This is a genomic window from Kitasatospora sp. NPDC088783 (assembly GCF_044750705.1).
Taxonomy (GTDB): Bacteria; Actinomycetota; Actinomycetes; order Streptomycetales; family Streptomycetaceae; genus Kitasatospora; species Kitasatospora fiedleri.
The window spans coordinates 119,012-134,736 of the sequence record NZ_JBIVKJ010000018.1 but is presented as its reverse complement, the minus strand read 5'-3'; the positions used below and the strand labels follow the sequence as shown (position 1 = coordinate 134,736).

Sequence of the window (15,725 nt, the reverse complement as noted above, 5' to 3'; positions counted from 1 at the left end):
ATCCGGCACAAGATCATCCGACACGTGCAACACTCTGCTGCCTCAACGCCTCAACTGCCAAGCCCCCAGGCCGAACTCATTTTGAAATGATCAGTTATCCCCGCCCCGGCCCGAAATCGGGTCATTCTGGGCATCATCCCGGGCCGTCCGACTGAACCCTCAAGCACCCTGGAAACGAATAAGGCCAGGTCAGACGGTGTCTGACCTGGCCGGGACTGTGGTGGGCCGCCAGGGGTTCGAACCCTGAACCTACGGATTAAAAGTCCGCAGCTCTGCCAATTGAGCTAGCGGCCCGCGGCAGGCGTGGACCCGGGGGACAGCGCCTGCCGGGGTGATCCTACCTGGTGCTCGGTGGGGGAGGGCCAGCGGATTGCCGGGCGGGTCGTGCGGGCGGGGGTGGGGGGAGGTGGGCGGCGCGGACGCGGTGGAGCCAGGCTTCGACGGGGCGTTCGTCGGGGGCGGCGGGGAGCACGCCGGGGCGGTCGAAGCGGGCGGCGGCGTCGGCGAGGAGGGTGGTGGCCTCCTCGGGGCGGTCGGCGTAGCGCTCGCCGAGGGCGCGGACCCGTTCGGGGTCGGGAAGCCGGATCTCCAGGTGGCCGGTCTCGTGCAGGGTGACGCCCTGGCGGACCAGCCGGACCAGGTGCCGGGCGTGCTTGGCGGCCCGGGCCCGGCCGGCCGGGTCGGTGCGGTCGCGGGCGGTGAGCTTGCGGAACTGCTGGTCGGCGTAGCCCAGGTAGGCGCCGCGGACCGCCGGGCCGGAGAGGAAGGACGTCCGCAGGCCGATCAGCTCCTCGCCGAGCGGCGTCCGCACCTCGTACAACTCCTCCGGCAGCCAGACGAGTTCGGTGGCCGTCGGGTTGCCGTTGAGGGCCAGGCGGCACCACTTGGCGGCCTCGTGCAGGGTGCGGTCGGGCCGGGTGGTGACGTGCGACTCGGCGGGCCGGTGCAGGCCGTGGAAGGCGGTGGTGGGCGCGGCGAACAGGCCGAGCCGGTCGAGGTCGGACCCGGCGTGCGCCAGGCCGTACGCGGTGGAGCCGACGATGCCGGAGAGCAGGACGTTCACGGGCGGACGCCTCCCCGGCGGTCGCGGACGGAAGTGGGTACGGGCGGAAGTGGGTACGGGCGGGTGCGGCCCGGTCCGACCCCCAGTCTCGCCCGCGCCGCCCGGCCCCGGCCAACGATTTCCGCCGGGGCGATCGCGCGGGGAGACAGAACCCGGCGCACAGACCGACCGGCCGACTCGCCGCTCGGCCCGAGGGGAAGGAGGGCGCGGGACGAACCCTCAGTCCCCGTCCGGTAGTTCGAGCGGCAGGTGGCCGTAGCCGACCGACCCCGGCACGCCCCGGCGCAGGCCCTCCAGCAGGGCGGGCGGCGGGGTCGCGTGGACGGTGGTGTAGTGGTGCTCGCCGAGCGCCGGGTCGCTGGGCCAGGCGGGGCGCTCCTCGGCGGGGGTGGTGGCGAAGTACCCGTCCGCGCCGTTCCGGTTGCCCCGGCCGTCCAGCCGGACCCACCACGAACTGCCGGGCAGCAGTACGCCGTTGAGCCCGTGCAGCACTTCCAGCTTCTGGTAGCACAGACCGGCCGGGATGCCGTTGGCGCGCAGCAGCGCGGCCAGCAGGTGCGACTTGCCGTGGCAGATCGCGTTGCCCGCGGCGAGCACGTCGGAGGCCCGGTAGGCGGCCGACCAGTGGCCGACGTCCGCCGAGTGGTCGATCCGGTCGCGGACGTACCCGAACACCGCCTCGGCCGTCCGCACCGGGTCCGCCCGCCGCAGTTCGGCGGCGAGCCGGACGATCGCGGGGTGGTCGTGGTCGACGACCCGGTCGGCGGCGAGGTACGCGGCCGGGTCCGGCCGTTCGGCCCGCAGCGGGCCGTGGGGGGAGACGGAGAGGTCCATGGCAGCGATGCTCGGCGCCCGACCGCACGGCCCGCAAAGGGGTTTCACCCGATGGGATAGCGTCGGCGGCGACACCTGTCGTGAACGAAGGACGCGGGACGCGGGACGAAGGACGGAGGCGCGGTCGGCATGGCGCAGGACGAGGTGCTGGACGAGGTGCTGGTGGTCACCGGCGGCGGTCGCGGCATCGGGGCGGCCACCGCGCTGCTCGCCGCCGGACGCGGCTACCGGGTGTGCGTCAACTACCGCAGCGACCAGGGCTCGGCGGAGGCCGTGGTGGAGCGGATCCGGGCCGCGGGCGGCACCGCGCTCGCCGTCCGCGCGGACGTCTCGCACACCGCCGGGGTGACCGAGCTGTTCGACACCGTCGACCGCGAACTCGGCACCCTCACCGCGCTGGTGAACAACGCCGGCACGCTGGAGCGGCAGTGCCGGCTGGACGAGCTCGACGAGGACCGGCTGAACCGGATCTGGGCGGCCAACATCACCGGCCCGTTCCTGTGCGCGGCGGCCGCGGTGCGCCGGATGTCCACCCGGTACGGCGGCCGGGGCGGGGCGATCGTCAACGTCGGCTCGGCGGCGTCCCGGCTCGGCTCGCCGAACGAGTACGTCGACTACGCGGCGTCCAAGGGCGCGCTGGACTCGATGACCACCGGCCTGGCGCTGGAGGTCGCGGCCGAGGGCATCCGGGTCAACGCCGTCCGCCCCGGCCTGATCCACACCGGCATCCACGCCCTCGGCGGCGAACCCGGCCGGGTCGACCGGGTCGGCCCGAACCTCCCGATGGGGCGCGGCGGGCAGCCCGAGGAGATCGCCGAAGCGATCCTGTACCTGCTCTCCCCCGCCGCCTCGTACATCACCGGCGCCTTCCTGGACGCCGCCGGCGGCCGCTGACCGCCACACCACCGCCCACCACCGACCACCGACCGCCGACCGCCGACCGCCGGGCTCCCGCGACTCCTACCACTCCCACAACTCCCGCCACCGGACGCGCGGTTCCGGCTCCACGGCTCCCGGTACCGGTTCGGTGAACGCCCCGACCCGGCGTCCGCCCCTGCCCCTACGGTGGAACGCATGACCGAGACCGAGATCGCCGCCGCGCCCTTCCTCGACATCCCCGACGTCCCCAACCTCCGCGACGCCGGGTCCGGCGTCTACCGCCCCGGGCTGCTCTACCGCTCGGCCACCCTCCACCACCTCACCGACGAGGGCCTGCGGCGCCTCACCGAACTCGGCATCCGCACCGTCCTGGACCTGCGCAGCGCCGCCGAGGTCGCCCTGTACCCGGACCGGCTGCCCGACGGCGCCACCTACCTCCACCTGCCGATGCTGCCCGACCCGGCCACCACCGACCGGGCGTGGCCCGAGGACCAGTCCGCGCTCTACCCGTTCATGGCCGAGACCGGCGGCATCGCCGTCGCCGCCGCCGTCCGCGCGCTGGCCACCGGCGCCCCGCTGCTGGTCCACTGCGCCGTCGGCAAGGACCGCACCGGCCTGACCGTCGCCGTCCTGCAGACCCTGGCCGGCCTCCCGCTCGACGCCGTCACCACCGACTTCCTCCGCTCCAACGCCGGCCTCGGCCTCGACCTCGGCCCCGTCCCCTACCTCGACGCCGCCGGGGTCGAACGGCTCTCCCGCCCCGTCGAAGCCGCCCACCTGCACGCCGCCCTCACCCACGCCACCACCCGCCACGGCTCCCTCGCCGCCTACCTCCGCGACCACGGCGCCACCGACGCCGACCTCGCCACCCTCCGCACCCTGGGACCGTCCTGACGGCCCACCGCACGCCCGCGCACCGCACGCCCGCGCACCAAGCGCCGCCACCCGGCTGCTCCGGCCGCCGTTCCCCGGGCGGGGGGCGGCTCGTTAGGAGCGTTACCGTGGGCGGTGCGCCCACCCGCACGTCCACCCGCACGTCCACCGGTGCGTCCACCGGCGCGCCCGGCCCGCCCCGCCCGTCGTCGGACGGGCGTGGTGGCACGAAGTCCCGAAGTCCCGAAGTCCCGAAGACGTGAAGTCCCGAAGTCCCGAAGTCGTGAAGGAGCCCGTCCCATGGCACGTTTCCCCGCCACCGCCGCCGTCGCCGCCACCGGGCTGGTCGGCGGGTACGCGACCGCCCGGTTCAGTGGGCGCCGGGAGTGGGGCGGTGCCGTGCTGGCGGCGGCCGGGGCGACGGCCGCGGTCCGCTGGGGGCGGCGTTCGGGGGTGCCGGCCGCGGCGGGGCTGACCACGCTGTACCTGGCCGCGTTCGGCGGCTCGCACCCGCTGGCGAAGAAGATCGGCGCCTGGCCGGCCGTCCTGGCGGTGACGGGCGTGGTGGCCGCGGCCTCCGCGCTGGCCACCGGCGACTGAGGTCCGGCGGCACCGCCCGACGACAGCACCGCCCGACGACGGCACCGCCCACCGGCGGCATCCCTCAGCGGCCGAAGCGTTCCTCGAACGCCGTCCGGTTCGCGGAGGGAACGCTGCGGTCCCAGACCGCGAACACCACCCGGTCGAAGGCCGCGCCCCACTCGTCCAGGGCCCGCCCGAAGGCGTCCGCCACCTCCGCCGGGTCGTTGCGGAACACCCCGCAGCCCCAGGCGCCCAGCACCAGTTCGCGGACGCCGTGCCGGGCGGCGGCGGCCAGCACCCGTCCGGCCCGTTCGGCCAGCAGCGGGCCGAGGCCGAGCGGACGGCCGGGCGAACGCAGCGCCAGCTGGCCCGCGTTGGGCGCGGGCGAGGTGAGGAAGCCGACCCGGTGGGTGCGCTCCAGCAGTTCGCCGCGGTCGTCCCGGATCACCGGCACGCCCGGCGACCAGATCACCCGGTGGCTGTAGCGCAGGTCGGTGGAGGCCCGGTGCGCCTCGTAGTAGTCGGGGGCCTCCAGCAGGCAGCGGTACAGCAGCGAGGAGCGGCAGACGTCCTCCTCCTGGGCCTTCGCCCCGCGCAGGTAGCCGCCGCCGGGGTTGCGCGCGGACGCGAAGTTCAGCACCGCGACGCTCCGCCCGCCGTCCGCGACCAGCCGCCGGGCCGCCTGCATGCTGCCCTCGCCGGTCACCTCGACCACCGCGCCGGGAACGCGGACGGGCCCCGGGCCGGGCCCGAACTCCGCGTCCGCCGGGTACGACACCGTCCCGGCCCGGGCCTCGGCCAGCTCCGCGGCGATCCGCACCACCGCGCCGGCCGGGCTCCGGTACTCGCCCCGGTCCGCGATCTCCTCGTTCTGCGTGGCCACCGCCCGCTGCCTGCTGCTCACACCGGGCACGCTAATCCCCAACTCCCGTCCCCACCAGCGATTTTCGCTCCTGCCCGGCCACACCCCCCGGGAACGCGGACGGGCCCGCCCCACCGAAGTGGAACGGGCCCGGATCAGCCGGCCTGCGGCGCGTCAGTTCTTCCAGCGCGGCTTGCGGTCGCCGCCACCGTTGAAGCCGCCGCGGTCGTCGCGGTTGAAGCCGCCGCGCTCGCCGCGGTCCCGGTCGCCGAACGGACGGCCACCGCGGTCGTCGCGGTTGAAGCCGCCACCCTGCGGACGGCCACCGGTGCGGTGGTCGTCACGCCGCACGAACGGACGGCTGCCGCCACCGGCCTGGCCACGGTCCCGGTCGCCGAACGGACGCGCCGGACGGTCGCCGAACGAACGGGCACCGCGGTCGTCACGGTTGAAGCCACCGCGCTCGCGGTCACCGAAGGAACGGCCGCCACGGTCACCGCGGTCGTCACGGTTGAACCCGCCACGCTCACGGTCACCGAACGAACGGCCGCCGCGGTCATCGCGGTTGAAGCCACCGCGCTCACGGTCGCCGAACGAACGGCCGCCACGGTCACCGCGGTCGTCACGGTTGAACCCGCCACGCTCACGGTCACCGAAGGAACGGCCGCCACGGTCACCGCGGTCGTCACGGTTGAACCCGCCACGCTCACGGTCACCGAACGAACGGCCGCCGCGGTCGTCACGGTTGAAGCCACCGCGCTCACGGTCGCCGAACGAACGGCCGCCACGGTCACCGCGGTCGTCACGGTTGAACCCGCCGCGCTCACGGTCACCGCGCTCGCCGCGGTCCCGGTTGTTGTACGCCGGGCGCTCGCTGCTGCGGGCGTCGCGGTAGGACGGGGCGCGCTCCTCGGTCACCGGCTCGGCCTCGGCGGCGGCGACCGCCGCGACGGGGGCCTCGGTGTCGGCCTCGACGGCCGGCTCCTCGTCCTCGATGCCCAGCTCGGCCCGCTCGCGGGCGGCCCGGGCGGACAGCCGGTCGGCCTCCTCGCGCAGCTCGGTCGCGCGGCGCTGGGCGCGCTCCAGCTCACGGGTGAGCTCGGCGACCTCGCGCTCGGCGGCACCGGCGATGCCGGAGGCGCTCTCGGCCTGGACCTCGACCAGCGAGCGGGCGCCGGTGATCCGGGCCACCTCGGCGTCGAAGGCGTGGTCGAGGATGTGGCGCGAGGCGTCCACGCCCGCGTCCTCCATCAGCCGGAACACGCCGCGGCGCTGGTGCGGCAGCACCAGGGTGACGACGATGCCGGAGCGGCCGGCCCGGGCGGTGCGGCCGGAGCGGTGCAGGTAGTCCTTGTGGTCGCCGGCCGGGTCGACGTTCAGCACCAGGTCGATGCCGTCGACGTGGATGCCGCGGGCGGCGACGTCGGTGGCGACGACCACGTTGAGGTAGCCGTCCTTGAAGTCGCCGAGGACCCGGGTACGGGCGCCCTGGGTCATGCCGCCGTGCAGCGCGTCGGCCTTCACCCCGGCCTCCATCAGCTGCTGGGCGACCCGGTCCGCGCCCATCTGGGTGCGGACGAAGATGATGGTGCGGCCCTTGCGGGCGGCGATCGCGTTGGTGATCGGCGCCTTGTCCTTGGGCTTCACGACCAGGATGTGGTGGGTCATGGTGGTCACGGCGCCGGCCGACGGGTCGACCTCGTGGGTGACCGGGTTCTTCAGGTAGCGCTTGACCAGGCTGTCGATCTCGTTCTCCAGGGTGGCGGAGAACAGCAGGCGCTGGCCGCCGGCCGGCACCAGGTCGAGGATCTCGGTGACCTCGGGCAGGAAGCCCATGTCGGCCATCTGGTCGGCCTCGTCCAGGACGGCGATCTCGACCTCGTCCATCTTGGCGGAGCCGCGGTTGATCAGGTCGCGCAGGCGGCCGGGGGTGGCCACCAGGACGTCGACGCCGCGCTCCAGCGCGTAGATCTGGTTCGACATCGAGGTGCCGCCGCAGACCACCTTGAGGCGCAGGCCGAGCACCGAGCCGAACGGCTCCAGCGCGTCGGCGACCTGCATGGCCAGCTCGCGGGTCGGGACCAGGATCAGGCCGCGCGGGTGCTTCGCCTTGGTGCGCTCGCCGTCGGCGAGGCGGGTCAGCAGCGGGAGGCCGAAGCTCAGGGTCTTGCCGGAGCCGGTGCGGCCGCGGCCCAGCACGTCCTTGCCGGCCAGCGCGTCCGGGATGGTCGCGGCCTGGATCGGGAACGGGGTGGTGACGCCGCGCTTGGCGAGGGCCCGGACCACGTCGTCGTGCAGACCGAGGTCGCCGAAGGTGATGGTGGGCTCGGCGTCGTCATCGGTGTCCGCGTCGGCGTCCGCGGTGGTGCCGGCGTCGGTGTCGTCCGCGGCGTCGGTGTCCGCGTCGAGGTCGCTGTCGACGTCGGTCAGCTCGGCGAGCTCCGCGTCCAGCGTGTCGGTGTCGGTGTCGAGGGAGTCGGCGTCGGACCCGTTCGCGGGCATGGCGAAGCGGGCGTCGTCAACGAGAGACATGCAAAACCTTCCGGAAGTGGCACGCGCCAAAGTCCGGGGGTCTGTTGAAAAACCGCCTCTATGCGGTCAGCCACGGATCGCCGGAACGCGCCAAGGGCGCTCAAAGGTGTATGAGGAGCGCCAGCCAAATAGGATCAAACGAACGATCTACCACCATAGGGGAACCTGGGGATCAGAGGCAAATCCCCTGGTCAGCACCTCGAACGAAGGCCCGATCGGCCCTCCCGGCTTCCCCCGCCCGCTCAGTGCGCCGAGGGCGACTCGCTCGGCCCCTCCGATCCCGCGCCACTGGGCGTCGCCGACGGCCCGGCCGAGTGCGCGGGCGCCGACGGGCTGCCCTGCGGGCTCGGCGAGCCGCCCGTCCCGCCGCCACCGCTGCCGCCACCGCCGACGGGCGGGCTGGGCGGGGCCGAGACCGGCGCGCTCGCCGTCCCGGACGGGGCCGCGCCGCTCGCCGACGCCGCCGGCACCTGCACGGGCGCACCCGGCACGCCCTGCGACACCGGCGGCGGCGTGGACCCCGGCACCGGGGCTCCCGCGGCCGACGACGCGCCCGGTGACGCGCCGTCAAGGCTCAACGCCCCGCCGTGCTCCCCGTGCTGGACGGTCTGCCGCGCGCCCTGCCCGCCGCCCGGCCGGGCACTCGCCGGCGCCCCCGTCCCGGACGGCTTCACCTCCGTCCTCCCGCCCGGGGCGTCCGCGCCCACCGCCATGCACCCGCCCAGCCCGAGCACGGCCAGCGCCGCCGCCACCGAACCCGCCGCCGTCCGCCGCCGGCGCACCGGCCAACCCACCACCATCGAGCCACCTCCCGCACGACCCGCCAGGGGCCGCCACCGTTCCCGGTGCCCAACGCGCGTCCGCCCCGCCTGGACACGGGTACCACCCCACCGGCTCCCACTCCCGTCCCACGCCCCCCACGCGCCCCTTCCTCCCCCGCCCCGCTCCCCCGCTCCTCGCGCGCCGAACACGCCGCCGTCCCCCGGATGACCTGGCGCGCCGTCAGCGGAGCTCCGACAATGGGACGCGTGGAGATGACCCGGGACGAGTTCGAGGCACTGGTGTCCGACGCGCTGGACCAGATTCCGTCGCAGCTGGCCGCGATGATGGACAACGTCGCGGTCTTCGTCGAGGACGAACCCGACCCCGCGACCCCCGACCTGCTCGGCCTCTACGAGGGCATCCCCCTCACCGAACGCGGCGAGTGGTACGCCGGCGTCCTCCCCGACCGGATCATGGTCTACCGGGGCCCCACCCTCCGCCACTGCGACACCCGCGAACAGGCCGTCGACGAGATCCGCACCACCGTGATCCACGAGGTCGCCCACCACTTCGGCTTCGACGACGACGAACTCCACGAACTCGGCTGGTCCTGACCTCCCCCCGGCCCTCCCCTCGCCCACCCGGCGTCCGCCACCCCGCCCCGCCGCGCCGACCACCGGAAACCGTTTTGGCGTTCCCGCCCGGCATCCCATATGCTTCTCGACGTCCCCGAACGCCGGATGATCCGGCCGGAAGGGCCGCAAGCCCTCATCGTCTAGTGGCCCAGGACGCCGCCCTTTCAAGGCGGTAGCACGGGTTCGAATCCCGTTGGGGGTACGCAGTACCGTAGTAAGGTCCTGTGCGGAGCAATCCGCACGAGGTCCCGTGGAGCAGTTGGTTAGCTCGCCACCCTGTCAAGGTGGAGGTCGCGGGTTCAAGTCCCGTCGGGATCGCTCGTCTCGCAAGAGGCGGTGCAGTACGGCCAGGTAGCTCAGTTGGTACGAGCGTCCGCCTGAAAAGCGGAAGGTCGCCGGTTCGACCCCGGCCCTGGCCACAGTTCGAACGAGAGGCCCCGGAGCACAGGCTCCGGGGCCTCTCGCGTTGTCCGGACCGTCCGATCCCCTCCGCTCCGGATCGGGATGCGGAGACGCTGCGGCCCCTCCACCCCCGGGCCGACCCTGGAACCGTCGATCGGCCCACCGAGTACGGTCCGAGCTTGCGAGGCCGTGCCCTGCCGAGGCTTCGGCTTGTTGAACAGGCGCTCGACGGTGCCGCGGTCCCGGTGGGGCTCGGCGTCGTGGCTGACGGGCCCGCCGACCCGAACCTTCCCCAGCACGGGATGGACTGCGGCCCGCCCGCCCCCGGAGCGTCCGGGCGGGGTCGCGTTCGGCCGGAGCCTCCTCCCGGGGAGGCGGCTCGCCGGGGCGATCGCGGCCGCGTGCGCGCCCTAGCGGGTCGGCGGTTCGATCAGGGCGGCCAGGCCGTCGAGGATGCGGGGGAGGCCGAACTCGTAGGCGCGGTCGGCGTGGTAGGCGCCGCCCTGGGCCTGGCCGGCGGCGGTGCCGACGCGGGTGGCGACGGGGTAGCGGGTGGGGTCGAGGACGCGGGCGAGGAGGTCGGCGTTGGCCTCCCACCACTGTCGGTCGCTCATCGCGCTGTCCTGCTGGGCGGCGCGTTCGTCGGCGGCCATCCGGGCGCAGGTCTGGACGAAGCCGAGCAGGTGGGTGAGGGCGGCGTCGAGGCGGACGTCGTCGAGGCCGGTGCCTTCGAGGGCGGAGAGCTCGTACTCGTACTTGGCCATCAGGCCGGGGCCGAGCGGCGGGCGGGTGGTCGGGACGGCCGCGGTCCAGGGGTGGGCGGCGTACAGGGCGCGGTTGTCGTCGGCGACGGCGGCGGCGCGGGCGCGCCAGCCGGGGTCGGCGGGGGTGGTGCGGGGCATCGCGGCGTAGAGGGTGTCCAGCATCAGGTCGAGCAGTTCGGCCTTGCCGGGGACGTAGGTGTAGAGCGCCATCGGGGAGAGGCCGAGTTCCTGGGCGACCCGGCGCATGGTGACGGCGTCCAGCCCGTCGGCGTCGGCGATGCGGATCGCGGCGGCGGCGATCGCGGCGGGCGAGTGGGCCTGTCGCGGTCCGCGCCGGCCTCCGGTGGCGGACGGGGTGGGGACGCCCCAGAGCAGGGCGAGGGTGTGCGCGGGGTCTCCGGCGCTGCTCCGGTTGCTGGCCATGCGGGGGATTCTTCCACGCGGAAATCTCCATACTGTGTATAGTGTACGCCGTAAGGAGTAATGGCACCCGACCCGCGCGATCCGGAAGGACCCCCTTGAAGATCAACCGCTCCGCCGTCTCCCTGACCGTCGAGGACGTCGCGGCCTCCGCCGCCTTCCTCTCCACCCACCTCGGCTTCCGACAGGAGATGGCCGCCGACGGCTTCGTCTCGCTCGGCCACCCGGACGCCGGCATGAACGTGGTCCTCCTGCGCCGGGGCCTGGAGGTGCTGCCGGAGGGCCTCCGCGACCAGCACGCGGCCGGGCTGATCCTGGCGTTCACCGTGGACGACGCGGCCGGCACCGAGGCCCGGCTGCGGGAGGCCGGGGTGGCGATCACCCTGCCGCTGCTCGACGAGCCGTGGGGCGAGCGGCTGTTCCAGGTCACCGACCCGAACGGGGTGACCGTGCAGTTCACCGAGTGGCGGGCCACCGCCGCGGCGTGACGGGGAGGGCAGGACGGCGCGGCGCCCCCGGAGCGGCCTTCGCTCCGGGGGCACCGGCGAGCGGGGAGGACGGGCGTCGGCCGGTCAGGCGTTCGGGAGGGAGCCGGCGACCGGCCCGGCCCGCGCGGCCCTGCTGCGGCGGCGGTGAGTGCGTCGGCGGCGGTGAGTGCGTCCGGCGGCGGGACGGCCGCTACCGGCGGCGCATCGCCTTGCGGGTGTTGCGCACCCGCCGGTGCATCCGCTGGACGTTGGCCAGGGTGTGCACCCGGCCGGCCACGGTCAGGCGGTACTTGAGGCGCAGGAAGGGCGGGAGGGCGTCGATCCGGTCGGCCCCTATCGCGCTGACCAGCCGGGTGACGTGGCGGTGGTAGGCGTAGCGGTACTCCTGGTCGCCGTCGGGGACGGTCCAGAAGAACATCGGGATCTCCTCGACCAGGGTGTTGTGGTCGTAGGCCCGCAGGTGCTCGCGGAAGACGGGTTCGGGCCGGTCGAGCAGCCAGGCGCGGACGAGTTCGATGGAGCGGACCCGGTCGGCGAGGCCGCGCGGGTCGGTGCGGCGCTGGGTGATCGAGCTGTCGCCGTCCTCGCGGATCCGCCAGTGGTAGATCGGCTCGGACAGCACGTCGACGCTCTCGGCGAGGAAGTGGTGCGGGACGCTGACCGGGGCGTCCTCGTAGAGCATGCCCTCGGGGTAGTCCAGGCCGGCGGCGGCGTAGAAGGAGCGCCGGTAGACCTTGTTCCAGGCGGTGCGGTCGGTGACCAGGCCGGGCAGTTCGCTGACGTGGGTGCGCAGCCGGGTCTCGGCGAACGGGCGGACGTGGACGTGCGAGGGCTCCAGTCCGGCGGTGCGCAGCCGCAGCACGTTGCCGGTGGCGAAGTCGGAGCCGGTGGCGTCCAGGGTGTCGACCATCAGCCGGTAGGCGTCCGGCGGCACCACGTCGTCGCTGTCGACGAAGGCCAGGTAGCGGGTGCCGGGCGCGAGGTGGCGGACGCCGGTGTTGCGGGCGGCGCCGAGCCCCTGGTTCTCCTGCCGGACCAGTCGGAACCGCGGGTCGCGGGCGACGTACCGCTCGGCGATGGCGGCGCTGGTGTCGGTGGAGCCGTCGTCGACCATGACGCACTCGAGGTCGCTGAAGGTCTGGTCGGCGATCGAGTCCAGGCAGGCGGCGAGGTAGCGCTCGACGTTGTACACCGGGACGACGACGGAGAGGCGGGGTGCCATCGGCTGCGCGGCCTTTCGGAACGGGCACCCTGATTGGCCGACAGGAATGCCGCCGGGCGCGAACGCGCGAAGCGTATCCGACCCCGACAACGTTGCGGGAAACGTCAGATGGCGCGGAAGTAGCGGAGGAATTCGCTCCGATTCCGCGTCCGCGGCACTCCCGCAAGAAGGGAGACGGAAAAGCGCGACAGAACGGACGGTAAAGCAGAGGGCAAAACCGACGGCCGGGCGGAGGGCGCCGCGACGGGCAGCCGAACAACCGAGCGCCGCTGCCCACCCCCGTGGGGCAACGGCGCCCGAGCATCCGGATGCCGATCCTGCCGACCGAGTCCACGGTGTGTCAACTATCGTGGATTTTTCAACGACGGCCCGGAGCGTCGGACGGCCGACCGCCACGGTTCGGGCACCGATTCCCCAACGATCGTGCAGAACAGGACGGACGAGGGATACGCCCGGGGGTAAGGAGCCTCTATGATCCGGCACATGCCCCAGGAAACCCCCCGCACCGAAGTCCCGGACTTCGCCAGCCGCTTCCGGCGCCTGATAGCGGTGATCTACCCCAAGGACCTCGGCCGTCCCTGGCGGGACAGTGAGATCGCCGAAGGCACCGGCCTGAGCGGCACGTACATCGGCAACCTGCGCAAGGGCTCCCAGAAGCCGAGCCTGGAGAACGCCGTCCGGATCGCCCGGTTCTTCGGCGTCCCGCTCGACTACTTCTCCGATTCGGAGACCGCCCGCGCGGTGGAGCAGGACCTGCGCAAGATCGAGGCGCTGCGGGACGCCAGGGTCGAGCGGATCGCCATGCGGGCGGCCGGGCTGCCGCCGGAGATGCAGGACGCCGCACTCACTATTGTGGAGCAGTTGCGGCGGGCCGTGGGCCTGACCGACGGGCAGCCGGACGAGGCCGGCCCGGTGACGTGACGGAGCGCCAGCAGGTGCCGCTGGGACACTGGCGGCTGCCGGAAGGGGTCGACGTGCGGGGTGTGGGAAGCGGACTGGGCCGGACCCGGCGCCGGATGCGGGCGGTCGCGCGCGACCTGCGCCTGCCGCCGCTGAGCACCGTCGAGGAGCTGTGCGACGCGGTCTCGGCGCACCTGGGGCGTCCGATCCGGATCGCCCCGCGCCGGATGCGGGTCGGCGAGCCCTCCGGTTTCGTCGAGCGCCTGCCCGCCGAGGACGTCGTCCACGTCGAGCAGGAGACCTCCGGACTGCACCGGGCGCACATCGTCTGCCACGAACTGGCCCACCTGCTGTGCGGCCACCTGACCGAGCCCGCGCTGCTCGACCCGGACACCGCCCGGGTCGAACTGCCCACCATCGACCCGGAGATGCTCCGGCTGGTGCTCGGCCGCTCGCACTACGACGACGCCGCCGAGGAGGAGGCCGAGGTGCTCGGCGCCGAGCTGATGCGCCTCCTGGTGCTCGCCCCGGGCGCCGGCACCACCTCGCAGCTCGCCCCCGCGTTGGAGCACCGCAAAGGACAGCATGTCTGAACTGCCGTACAACCTGGTCTACTTGGGTATCGGCAGCGCCGCCTGGCTGGTCGCCGCACTGAAGCTGCGGGCCTGGCGGCGCGACCCGTCGTTCGGGCTGCTGGTGGTCGCCCTGGCGATCGCCTCCCCGGCCACCGCCTTCCTGCTGGCCTCCCCGCTGCTGTACCGGGCGGTCGGACACCTCACCGGCGTCGGCAACCTGGCCACCCTGTTCGTCTACCTCGGCATCGTCGGCTTCTCCGCCGCCGCCGTGGTCCTCGCCCTGGTCTGGACCCCGCCCGAGGAGCGCGCCGGCGCCCTGATCTGGGCGCCGCTGGACGACCGGCTGCGGCAGCTGGTGCGCCGCCGCGCCGCGGTGTTCGCCGCGCTCGTCCCCGTCCTGGCCGCGCTCTTCCTGGCCGGCGGCCCGTACCGGCCCGAAACGCCGCTCACCTTCGACACCACCTTCGCCCCGCGCACCGCCACCGCGCTGTTCCTGGCGCTCTACCAGGGCCTGTTCGCCTACGCGCTGATCGACATCGGCCGGGTCTGCCTCGGCCACGCCGCCCGGCTCCCCGAGGGCTGGCTGCGCCGCGGCATCCGGCTGCTCGCCCTCGGCGCGCTCACCGCCTGCGGCTACGTGCTGTGCAAGCTCGCCGCGATCGCCCTCGCGTACGCGGGCGTCGGCGGCGCCGAGTGGCTCAGCACCGCCCTCGGCCCGGCCTTCGCCGCCCTCGGCGCGATCGGCATCACCTGCGGTTTCGCCGGCCCGGCCGGCGCCGCCTGGGCCGCCCGCCGCCGCGACTTCCGCGCCCTGCGCCCGCTCTGGGACCTGGTCTACCGCGCCGACCGCCGCCTCGCCCTGGAGGGCCCGCCCTCCCCCGCCTGGCGCGAACGCGCCGCCCTGCGCGACCTGGAGTGGCGCACCACCCGGCGCGGGCTGGAGATCCGCGACGGCCAGCTGACGCTCCGTCCGTTCGTCGACCCCGCCGCCGTGGACGCCGCGCGGCGGCTGGCCGGCCGGGCCTCGCTCGCCCGGAGCCACCGGGACGCCCTGGTGGTCGCCGCCGCGCTGCGCTCCGCCGTCGCCGCCCTGGCCGCCGGCACCCCGCCCCGCCCCCGCGAGGAGCAGGCCGCGCTGCCCGGCCTGGACACCGACCCGGCCGAGGAGCGGGCCCACCTGGTGCTGGTCGCCTGCTACCTGCGCTCCCCGCTGCTCGACCGGGCGCTGGAACCCCTCCCGTGACCACCCCGCCGCCACCGGCCAGGGACGCCTTCGCCGCCCTGGTCCTGCACCGGCGCCCGCAGCGCGCCCGGGTCGGCCTGACGCTCGGCTTCGTCCGCACCTTCGCCGTCCCCGAGATCGCCGAAGTCCTGTCCGGCACCGGGAAGTTGGCGTCCGCGCCGAAGGCCAGGGCGAAGGCCACCGGCGCCATGATGTTCGCCCTGATCGGCCACGGCGTGGACAGCCCGGCCGGCCGGGAGACCGTCGCCGCGCTCGCCGCGCTGCACCGCCTCCCCGGCGTGGACGCGGAGCTGATGCGCTACGTGCTGGCCTGCTTCACCGTCTGCCCGGTCACGTACGCGGCCGGGACCGCCGCCGAACGCGAGGCGGCCGCCGCCTTCGCCGCCGCGCTCGCCGGAGCACTCGGCCTGCCGCCGCTCCCCGGGCCCGCCCTGGCCGAGACCGCCGCCTGGATGCGGGAGTTCGAAACCGCCCGGTTCGCCCCCAGCGAGGCCGGCCGGCGGCTCTGGCGGGCCGTCGCACCGGTCTTCGCCGCCCGCCTCCCCGGCCCGCTCGCCCGCCACGCCCCCGCCTTCGCCGCGGCCCTCCTCGACCCCCCGCTGCGCGCCGCCTTCGCCGTTCCCCGCCCGCCCCTGCCGCTGCGCGCGGCCGCCCGGCTCGCCTTCCGCCTGCTGCGCTGACGGGACGGC

15 protein-coding genes and 4 tRNA genes are annotated in these 15,725 nt (G+C 74.6%); 12 read left to right on the top strand and 7 right to left on the bottom strand.

What is annotated here, in order from left to right; translation table 11 throughout:
* Positions 1–218 precede the first annotated feature (218 nt).
* From ACIP60_RS33185 to ACIP60_RS33175, 3 genes are all read right to left on the bottom strand, one after another.
* Positions 219–294, bottom strand: a tRNA-Lys gene (locus tag ACIP60_RS33185).
* A 43-nt stretch (positions 295–337) separates the two neighbouring features.
* Positions 338–1,063: a DNA polymerase beta superfamily protein gene (locus tag ACIP60_RS33180; protein ID WP_400691786.1), complete on the bottom strand. Its 726-nt coding sequence runs from the start codon at positions 1,061–1,063 to the stop codon at positions 338–340.
* Between the two features lie 219 nt (positions 1,064–1,282).
* Entirely contained in the window at positions 1,283–1,897 is a 615-nt protein-coding gene (locus ACIP60_RS33175; RefSeq protein ID WP_400691784.1) for a transglutaminase family protein, read from the bottom strand.
* Between the two features lie 147 nt (positions 1,898–2,044).
* On the opposite strand from ACIP60_RS33175, the gene ACIP60_RS33170 reads away from it, so the two are divergent.
* The 3 genes from ACIP60_RS33170 to ACIP60_RS33160 all read left to right on the top strand — a co-directional run bounded on the left by ACIP60_RS33170 (position 2,045) and on the right by ACIP60_RS33160 (position 4,249).
* Positions 2,045–2,791 (top strand): SDR family oxidoreductase, encoded by a 747-nt coding sequence (locus tag ACIP60_RS33170; RefSeq protein ID WP_400691801.1) that lies wholly within the window; start codon positions 2,045–2,047, stop codon positions 2,789–2,791.
* A gap of 180 nt (positions 2,792–2,971) precedes the next feature.
* Positions 2,972–3,670: a tyrosine-protein phosphatase gene (locus ACIP60_RS33165; protein ID WP_400691781.1), complete on the top strand. Its 699-nt coding sequence runs from the start codon at positions 2,972–2,974 to the stop codon at positions 3,668–3,670.
* 279 nt (positions 3,671–3,949) lie between these two features.
* Positions 3,950–4,249 (top strand): hypothetical protein, encoded by a 300-nt coding sequence (locus ACIP60_RS33160; protein WP_400691778.1) that lies wholly within the window; start codon positions 3,950–3,952, stop codon positions 4,247–4,249.
* 64 nt (positions 4,250–4,313) lie between these two features.
* On the opposite strand, the gene ACIP60_RS33155 is transcribed toward ACIP60_RS33160, so the two are convergent.
* Both ACIP60_RS33155 and ACIP60_RS33150 read right to left on the bottom strand, forming a co-directional pair.
* Positions 4,314–5,135 (bottom strand): TIGR02452 family protein, encoded by an 822-nt coding sequence (locus ACIP60_RS33155; RefSeq protein WP_400691775.1) that lies wholly within the window; start codon positions 5,133–5,135, stop codon positions 4,314–4,316.
* Positions 5,136–5,267: 132 nt separating this feature from the next.
* Entirely contained in the window at positions 5,268–7,625 is a 2,358-nt protein-coding gene (locus ACIP60_RS33150; protein WP_400691772.1) for a DEAD/DEAH box helicase, read from the bottom strand.
* Between the two features lie 1,034 nt (positions 7,626–8,659).
* Here ACIP60_RS33150 and ACIP60_RS33145 point away from each other — a divergent pair.
* The 4 genes from ACIP60_RS33145 (at position 8,660) to ACIP60_RS33130 (ending at position 9,441) form a co-directional block, all read left to right on the top strand.
* Positions 8,660–9,001 carry a metallopeptidase family protein gene (locus ACIP60_RS33145; RefSeq protein ID WP_100838566.1) on the top strand — a complete coding sequence of 114 codons (342 nt, stop codon included), beginning with the start codon at positions 8,660–8,662 and terminating at the stop codon, positions 8,999–9,001.
* A gap of 150 nt (positions 9,002–9,151) precedes the next feature.
* Positions 9,152–9,224, top strand: a tRNA-Glu gene (locus tag ACIP60_RS33140).
* A 42-nt stretch (positions 9,225–9,266) separates the two neighbouring features.
* Positions 9,267–9,340: transfer RNA gene (locus ACIP60_RS33135), tRNA-Asp, on the top strand.
* 27 nt (positions 9,341–9,367) lie between these two features.
* Positions 9,368–9,441, top strand: a tRNA-Phe gene (locus tag ACIP60_RS33130).
* 393 nt (positions 9,442–9,834) lie between these two features.
* On the opposite strand, the gene ACIP60_RS33125 is transcribed toward ACIP60_RS33130, so the two are convergent.
* Positions 9,835–10,611, bottom strand: a complete 777-nt coding sequence (locus tag ACIP60_RS33125; protein ID WP_400691769.1) for a TetR/AcrR family transcriptional regulator — start codon at positions 10,609–10,611, stop codon at positions 9,835–9,837.
* Between the two features lie 95 nt (positions 10,612–10,706).
* On the opposite strand from ACIP60_RS33125, the gene ACIP60_RS33120 reads away from it, so the two are divergent.
* Entirely contained in the window at positions 10,707–11,096 is a 390-nt protein-coding gene (locus tag ACIP60_RS33120) for a VOC family protein (protein ID WP_400691767.1), read from the top strand.
* Between the two features lie 190 nt (positions 11,097–11,286).
* On the opposite strand, the gene ACIP60_RS33115 is transcribed toward ACIP60_RS33120, so the two are convergent.
* On the bottom strand, positions 11,287–12,318 hold the full coding sequence (locus ACIP60_RS33115) for a glycosyltransferase family 2 protein (RefSeq protein WP_400691764.1): 1,032 nt from the start codon (positions 12,316–12,318) through the stop codon (positions 11,287–11,289).
* Positions 12,319–12,801: 483 nt separating this feature from the next.
* On the opposite strand from ACIP60_RS33115, the gene ACIP60_RS33110 reads away from it, so the two are divergent.
* The 4 genes from ACIP60_RS33110 to ACIP60_RS33095 are packed head-to-tail and all read left to right on the top strand — an operon-like array spanning position 12,802 to position 15,716.
* The gene (locus tag ACIP60_RS33110) at positions 12,802–13,239 is read left to right on the top strand and encodes a helix-turn-helix domain-containing protein (RefSeq protein WP_400691761.1); all 438 of its coding nucleotides are present in this window, start codon (positions 12,802–12,804) and stop codon (positions 13,237–13,239) included.
* A 53-nt stretch (positions 13,240–13,292) separates the two neighbouring features.
* The gene (locus tag ACIP60_RS33105; RefSeq protein ID WP_159073117.1) at positions 13,293–13,811 is read left to right on the top strand and encodes a hypothetical protein; all 519 of its coding nucleotides are present in this window, start codon (positions 13,293–13,295) and stop codon (positions 13,809–13,811) included.
* Positions 13,804–15,036 carry an MAB_1171c family putative transporter gene (locus tag ACIP60_RS33100; RefSeq protein WP_100837084.1) on the top strand — a complete coding sequence of 411 codons (1,233 nt, stop codon included), beginning with the start codon at positions 13,804–13,806 and terminating at the stop codon, positions 15,034–15,036. The genes ACIP60_RS33105 and ACIP60_RS33100 overlap by 8 nt, the downstream gene beginning before the upstream one ends.
* Complete coding sequence (locus ACIP60_RS33095) at positions 15,033–15,716, top strand: DUF2236 domain-containing protein (protein ID WP_400691757.1); 684 nt, start codon at positions 15,033–15,035, stop codon at positions 15,714–15,716. The genes ACIP60_RS33100 and ACIP60_RS33095 overlap by 4 nt, the downstream gene beginning before the upstream one ends.
* Positions 15,717–15,725: the final 9 nt, after the last annotated feature.